We start from the raw sequence: 6,551 nt of genomic DNA on the forward strand, positions 1-6,551 counted from the left end.
GCTTATCCTTTCGCCGCGGTTACCCGGTTGTAATGCTCAAGATATACAAGAAGAATGGAAATATCAGCAGGTGTAACTCCCGCAATCCGAGAAGCCTGCCCGATAGAGATCGGGTGAATCTTAGTCAGCTTCTGCCGCGCTTCCATCGCTAATCCATGGATTTCATTATAATTAATGTCATCTGGAATTTTTTTCTTCTCCATCTTTTGCAGGCGCTCCACATGTTGAAGTTGTTTTTCTATATATCCGGCATATTTAATTTGGATTTCTACTTGCTCCTTCATTTCTGCATCCAGCATCTCTGGTGATGGTGATACTTGATCAACAAAACTATATACAAGCTCTGGGCGCCGCATCAGAACAAGCAAATTACTGCCATCTACAATAGGTGCCGATTCATATTGCGCTAGTACTTGGTTTACATCAACAGGTTTAACCTTTGTTTCTTGCAGACGAACAATTTCACGCTCCACCCGTTCTTTCTTATCTGTGAAGTTATCGAAACGCTCCTGTGTGATCAAACCAATGTCATAACCGATAGGTGTAAGTCTTAGATCTGCATTGTCATGGCGAAGCAACAAACGATATTCTGCACGTGAAGTAAGCAGACGGTAAGGTTCATTCGTTCCCTTAGTCACGAGATCATCAATGAGTACACCAATGTATCCCTGTGAACGATCTAGGATTACGGGTTCTTTGTCTTGCACTTTGCGTGCTGCATTAATTCCAGCCATAACCCCTTGGCCTGCTGCTTCCTCATAACCGGAAGTGCCATTGATTTGTCCAGCAGTGAACAGACCTGGAAGACGTTTGGTTTCAAGAGATGGCCATAGCTGTGTAGGAACCATTGCATCATATTCAATAGCATAGCCGTTACGCATCATCTCTACCTTTTCCATACCAGGAATGGAACGTAAGATAGCTAGCTGTACATCCTCAGGAAGACTAGTGGACAGACCTTGTACATAGTATTCCGATGTATTTTTTCCCTCCGGCTCTAAAAAGATCTGATGCTTAGATTTATCACTGAATCTTACGACCTTGTCTTCTATAGAAGGGCAATAACGTGGGCCAGTTCCTTCGATAATACCTGTGAACATCGGCGCACGATGAAGGTTATCATTAATAATCTGATGAGTAACCTCAGAGGTATACGTTAACCAACAAGGAAGCTGTTCGTTATCGGATGATTTCGTTTCGAACGAAAAGAATTTCGGTTCATCGTCCCCTGGTTGAATTTCTGTCTTAGAGAAATCGATCGTATCACGATGTACACGTGGTGGAGTACCTGTTTTAAAACGAACCAATTCAAACCCAAGCTCCCGTAAGTTCTCAGAAAGCTTCACGGATGGCTGTTGATTGTTAGGTCCACTTTCATATGTTAGCTCACCCATAATCACTTTACCACGCAGGTAAGTACCTGTTGTCAGGATAACAGTCTTACTATGGTACTCAGTGCCAGTCTTCGTAACTACACCTACACAACGTCCATCCTCAACGATTAAACGCTCAACCATCCCTTGACGAAGTGTCAAATTAGGCGTTTTCTCCATAGTTTCCTTCATTGTATGTTGATAAAGGAATTTATCAGCTTGTGCACGTAAAGCATGTACTGCTGGTCCTTTACCTGTATTCAGCATACGCAGTTGAATGAATGTCTTATCTATATTGCGGCCCATTTCTCCGCCAAGCGCATCAATTTCACGCACTACATGTCCTTTGGCAGGTCCGCCTATGGACGGATTGCAGGGCATGAATGCAACCATATCCAGGTTAATTGTGATCATTAACGTACTGCAACCCATCCGGGCTGCAGCCAGTGCTGCTTCACAGCCAGCATGACCAGCGCCAATGACGATAACGTCATAGTTGCCTCCATCATAACTCATGTCCTGTTTCCCCCTTGAAATTATATTAAATCGTGAATCTTATTTTCCTAAACAAAATTGTGAGAATATTTGGTCTAACAAAGAGTCAGCTGCAGTATCGCCAATTATTTCCCCAAGCTGTTCCCATGCGAGCCGTACATCGATTTGAATCATATCAATCGGTATATACTGTTCTGCAGCATCGTATGCATCTTGAAGTGATTTATAGGCTTTTTTGAGCAGGGCTATATGTCTCACATTACTCACATATGTCAAGTCACCCGATTCCAGCTTTCCACCAAAAAAGAGTGTCGAAATGGCATCTTCAAGTTTGTCTAGACCTTCCTCTTCCAGAACGGACATCGGTACAATGTTAGACTCTTCAAAAAATGAGAGCAACTTATCCTTATCCAGTTTGGGCGGTAAGTCCATTTTATTCATGATTACTAGGCACTGTCTACCGTGGATTTGTTCCATCAATGCCAATTCATCCTCATGCAGCTCTTCATTAGCATTCAGCACAAGTAGAATCAGGTCGGCGTCACTAACTGCCGCTTTGGAGCGCTCCACCCCAATTTTCTCAACAACATCCATCGTTTCACGAATTCCCGCTGTATCGAGCAGCTTAAGCGGTATATTATTTATCGTTATAAATTCTTCTATTACATCACGTGTTGTTCCTGGAATATCTGTTACAATCGCTTTGTTATCACGCGCTAATGCGTTTAGCAATGATGATTTACCAACGTTCGGACGTCCGACAATAGCTGTCGTAATCCCTTCACGAAGTATTTTTCCTTCATTAGATGTCTTAAGCAGCTTTGTTATTCCCTCCATAACCTCACTGCTTTTATCTTTAATAAATTCAGCTGTCATGGATTCTACATCATGTTCTGGATAATCTATATTCACTTCAATATGAGCCAGCATCTCAATAAGTGTATGGCGTAAAGCATGAATTCGATCCGATAAGGATCCGCTAACCTGTTTTAAAGCTACAGAAAAAGCCCGGTCAGACTTAGAGCGAATCAGATCAATAACAGCCTCAGCCTGCGATAAATCGATACGTCCGCCCAAGAAAGCACGCTTGGTGAACTCCCCCGGCTCGGCTAACCTTATCTCCTGCTGCAGAAGTAAATCCATCACTCTTCTTACAGAAATTACACCGCCATGAGCACTGATCTCTACTACATCCTCTGTCGTAAAAGAACGTGGTCCTTTCATAACGGTTACCAACACTTCTTCCATCTTCTCTCCGTTATCAGGACTGACGATATGTCCGTAATGAACGGTATGCGATTCCGCTTCAGTTAATGGAACTCGGCTACGAAATAATGGTGCCACTTGGGAAATAGCCTGTGGGCCACTTACCCGAATAATAGCAATTCCTCCCTCGCCTAATGCCGTCGATACGGCAGCAATGGTGTCACTAAGCATGCTGTTTTTCACCCCAAAACTTATATTTTTTGAATAGAAACGTTCTTTTATTTTTAAAAAAACAATGACCCCTTACATTGGTCAAGGAGTCATTGCATCCATATAGTCTTTACTTCAAGGTTATAACGACGCGGCGATTTGGCTCTTCGCCTTTACTGAGGGTACTCACTTGCCGGTGATCCTGTAACCTGGAGTGGATAATCTTGCGCTCCTGAGGAGACATTGGCTCCAATACAACCTCTTTACGAGTGCGAATTACACGTCCGGCTAAACGATCAGCCAGCTCTTCAAGCGTTTTTTTACGGCGCTCACGGAAGTTCTCTGCATCTAACACAAGCCGTATAAAACTGTCAGAATAACGGTTAGCTACAATATTAGCCAAATACTGTAGAGCATCGAGAGTTTGTCCTCTTCTGCCAATTAACAGTCCCAAATCTGGACCGGAAATTTGCAGAATCGTGGATTCCTTGGTGTGGACGATTTCTACCTCCACTTCGAGCCCCATGCTCTTAGCGACATCCACAATGAAATGAACGGCTTCTTGGTAAGCTTCCTCCACCGGTTGTCCGGAATCTTGGCGTGGCACACCGCCGATGGCCTCCTGTTTGCTCTCTCTTGCTGACTGTTGAGGCAGTGACGGAGCACTCGCCGCTGATGCCGGTGCGGCTTCGGCTATCAAGGTTAGTTCAACCTTGGCACCTTTCGCACCGATCAATCCCAGGAATCCTCTTGATGGCTGCTCAAGTACGTTGACCGTTACCCGGTCCTTTTGAACTCCAAGCTGGGTTAGTCCCCGTTCTACAGCTTCTTCAATGGTTTTCCCTGTTGCGACGACTTTGCTCATTTTGACTTTTTGGCTCCCTTCGATGACTTGTTGCCGCCTTTGCTCTTCGGAGCAGGACTGGAGTCATCTGTACTTTTTACAGCACTTGCGATTGCCAATTTGTGTTTATCGTTGTTGCGGTATAAGAAGTAGTTCTGAATAATAGTGTAAAGGTTACTGTACACCCAGTATAATGGCAAGGCTGCAGGGAAGTTGTACGACATAACGAAGATCAGAACTGGATAGATCATCATCATGAACTGCATTGGCCCTTGTTGTTGCACTGGGTTCATTTTGGTCATCATTCTAGTTTGAATAAATGTTGTTAATGCTGCTAGTACTGGCAAGATAAACAGATGATCCGGTTTACCTAGCTCCAGCCACAAGAAGGTATGCTCCCGTAGATGTGGATTATAGTAGATCGAGTTGTAGAGAGCGATAAAGATAGGCATTTGTACGATCAGCGGTAAACAACCCGCCATTGGGTTAACCTTATTTTCTTGGAACAAACGCATTGTTTCTTGCTGCACCTTTTCAGGTGTGTCTTTATATTTTTTCTGGATCTTTTGGAGTTCCGGTTGAATGGCTTGCATTGCACGCGAGCTCTTCACCTGTTTAATAGTAAGCGGAAGAATCAACGTGCGGACAATAATAACCATCACAAGTACGGCTAAACCATATTCTCCGTTAAACCAATCTGCAAACTTGTCCAAGGCAATGGCGAAATAATACACTACATTACTTTGCCAGAAGCCTCCATTCTTCAAATCCTCCGTAGTGTGCGTGACAGCAGTCGACGGAGCGCATCCCGACAGAACAGCTAACGACAACACCATTACCGTGATGAGGAGAAACCATTTTCCTCGTCTAGTCTTCATTAGAGACACTTCAAAACCCCTCTCTTAAACATTCCATTCCACCGTAAATCATACCATAATTATGAATACAAATAAACAAGCCTCTTAAGCACCCTTTATTTGCGGGAAGCCTTGAGTAGCTTGGCTTTACGAAGCACATGCAGCACACTTTTTTCGAGCTCTGCATACTCCATGGAAAGCGCTCCTTTTCTTACGATAAACACCATGTCTAAGCCACCTGCAATCTCAGGTTCATGGTGACGGACGATTTCCTTAACTAATCTTCTCATACGGTTACGGACAACCGCGTTTCCGACCTTTTTGCTAACAGACACACCTACTCTAAATCGCTCTACCTCTTTTTTGCCAAACCAATACACTACAAATTGATGATTCGCAAATGACTTCCCATGGCGGTATACACGACTGAAGTCGGCACGGTTTCGTAAACGTAACTTTTTGTGCACGGGAATCTCCTTCATAAAAATCCGGTTTAAGTGTCCCTCCGAATTTTTTCTTCTAATAGTATAGGCATTTGCAAGCAGCCATAAACGACCACATTTGCTGTGCTGAAATTAAGCTTCTATATATAGTAGGAAAAATAATTTCAACTTCTCACAAAATATTTCTCAATATACGTTAAATAGCCCCGCAAAGTATAGCTAGCGCATTAAGCGAGATCCTAGACTTTTGCAGAGCAATAATAATAAAAAGCAGTAAAAAAAGACCACCGCAGTGGTCCCTTAGTGGCCTAACTTACGCACTCAAAACTTTTCTGCCTTTCAAGCGGCGAGCTGCCAGCACTTTACGGCCGTTTTTCGTGCTCATTCTTTTACGGAAACCGTGAACCTTACTACGTTTGCTCACATTTGGTCTAAATGTCGGTCTCATAATTGCACCTCCCTTACAGGAACTTAATTACTGTCATATAAGCAGAAACGGACTAAGCCGTCCTTATAGTAGGGACAGTATCTACAAGAATTATCATTTTTATATATCGAGACATATCCTTACAGAAAACACCTTTATATATTTAAACATATTTTATGAGCAAAAGTCAACCTAGTAACCGGCTTGTTCCTCCCCCTCAAGCTCAGGTGTTTATCCACAACTCTCCCCAGGAAAAAAGTAATCCACAAGATATGACAGTTATCCACCTGTGATCAAAAAATAAAGTCGACTACTCACAGTTGAGCACAACCTGTGTATAAAATTATCGAACCTTTGGCGTAAAGTGTCGAACCGTAAACAAATTATCAACAATATGTAGTGGTGTTCCTAATAATTGTACACAAGTGCTTGAATTTGTGGATAAAATAGCCCTGCTCATTGAAAAACAAGGGGCGTTTTGCTATGATGGTATTACTTTTGAATGTGAATAGATTTGTTTGTTCTCTTAATTATCAACAAGCTGTGGATAAAGTTGTGAACAAATCAAATTTATCCATATTTTTTTGTCTCTTCATATTGCCTACTGGGGATAAATATCAGCACCAACCTATTTTCTTCGACATTTCCACTTCATGGCTGATGCCACATTTGGAAGATTTAAAGGAGTGACAGTCT

General features: G+C 42.8%; 6 protein-coding genes. All 6 read right to left on the minus strand.

What is annotated here, in order from left to right:
* Positions 1-2 precede the first annotated feature (2 nt).
* The 6 genes from mnmG to rpmH all read right to left on the minus strand — a co-directional run bounded on the left by mnmG (position 3) and on the right by rpmH (position 5,876).
* Positions 3-1,889 (minus strand): tRNA uridine-5-carboxymethylaminomethyl(34) synthesis enzyme MnmG, encoded by a 1,887-nt coding sequence (mnmG, locus tag NSQ91_RS31815; RefSeq protein ID WP_036677754.1) that lies wholly within the window; start codon positions 1,887-1,889, stop codon positions 3-5.
* 39 nt (positions 1,890-1,928) lie between these two features.
* Positions 1,929-3,305, minus strand: a complete 1,377-nt coding sequence (gene mnmE, locus NSQ91_RS31820; protein WP_076124328.1) for a tRNA uridine-5-carboxymethylaminomethyl(34) synthesis GTPase MnmE — start codon at positions 3,303-3,305, stop codon at positions 1,929-1,931.
* Positions 3,306-3,414: 109 nt separating this feature from the next.
* Positions 3,415-4,149, minus strand: a complete 735-nt coding sequence (gene jag, locus NSQ91_RS31825) for an RNA-binding cell elongation regulator Jag/EloR (RefSeq protein WP_036677749.1) — start codon at positions 4,147-4,149, stop codon at positions 3,415-3,417.
* A complete protein-coding gene (locus NSQ91_RS31830) occupies positions 4,146-5,015 on the minus strand; it encodes a YidC/Oxa1 family membrane protein insertase (protein WP_036677747.1) in 870 nt (289 codons plus the stop codon). The genes jag and NSQ91_RS31830 overlap by 4 nt, the downstream gene beginning before the upstream one ends.
* An 86-nt stretch (positions 5,016-5,101) precedes the next feature.
* Positions 5,102-5,452, minus strand: coding sequence for a ribonuclease P protein component (rnpA, locus tag NSQ91_RS31835; protein ID WP_036677842.1), 351 nt, complete (start codon positions 5,450-5,452; stop codon positions 5,102-5,104).
* Between the two features lie 289 nt (positions 5,453-5,741).
* Complete coding sequence (gene rpmH, locus NSQ91_RS31840; protein WP_036677745.1) at positions 5,742-5,876, minus strand: 50S ribosomal protein L34; 135 nt, start codon at positions 5,874-5,876, stop codon at positions 5,742-5,744.
* Positions 5,877-6,551: the final 675 nt, after the last annotated feature.

Origin of the sequence: Paenibacillus sp. FSL R7-0048 (assembly GCF_038004505.1) — a bacterium.
GTDB lineage: Bacteria > Bacillota > Bacilli > Paenibacillales > Paenibacillaceae > Paenibacillus_AQ > Paenibacillus_AQ odorifer.

Coding starts and splice junctions, on each gene's coding strand:
- mnmG (WP_036677754.1), bottom strand. CDS start 1,889: ATGAGTTATGATGGAGGCAACTATGACGTTATCGTCATTGGCGCTGGT.
- mnmE (WP_076124328.1), bottom strand. CDS start 3,305: ATGCTTAGTGACACCATTGCTGCCGTATCGACGGCATTAGGCGAGGGA.
- jag (WP_036677749.1), bottom strand. CDS start 4,149: ATGAGCAAAGTCGTCGCAACAGGGAAAACCATTGAAGAAGCTGTAGAA.
- rpmH (WP_036677745.1), bottom strand. CDS start 5,876: ATGAGACCGACATTTAGACCAAATGTGAGCAAACGTAGTAAGGTTCAC.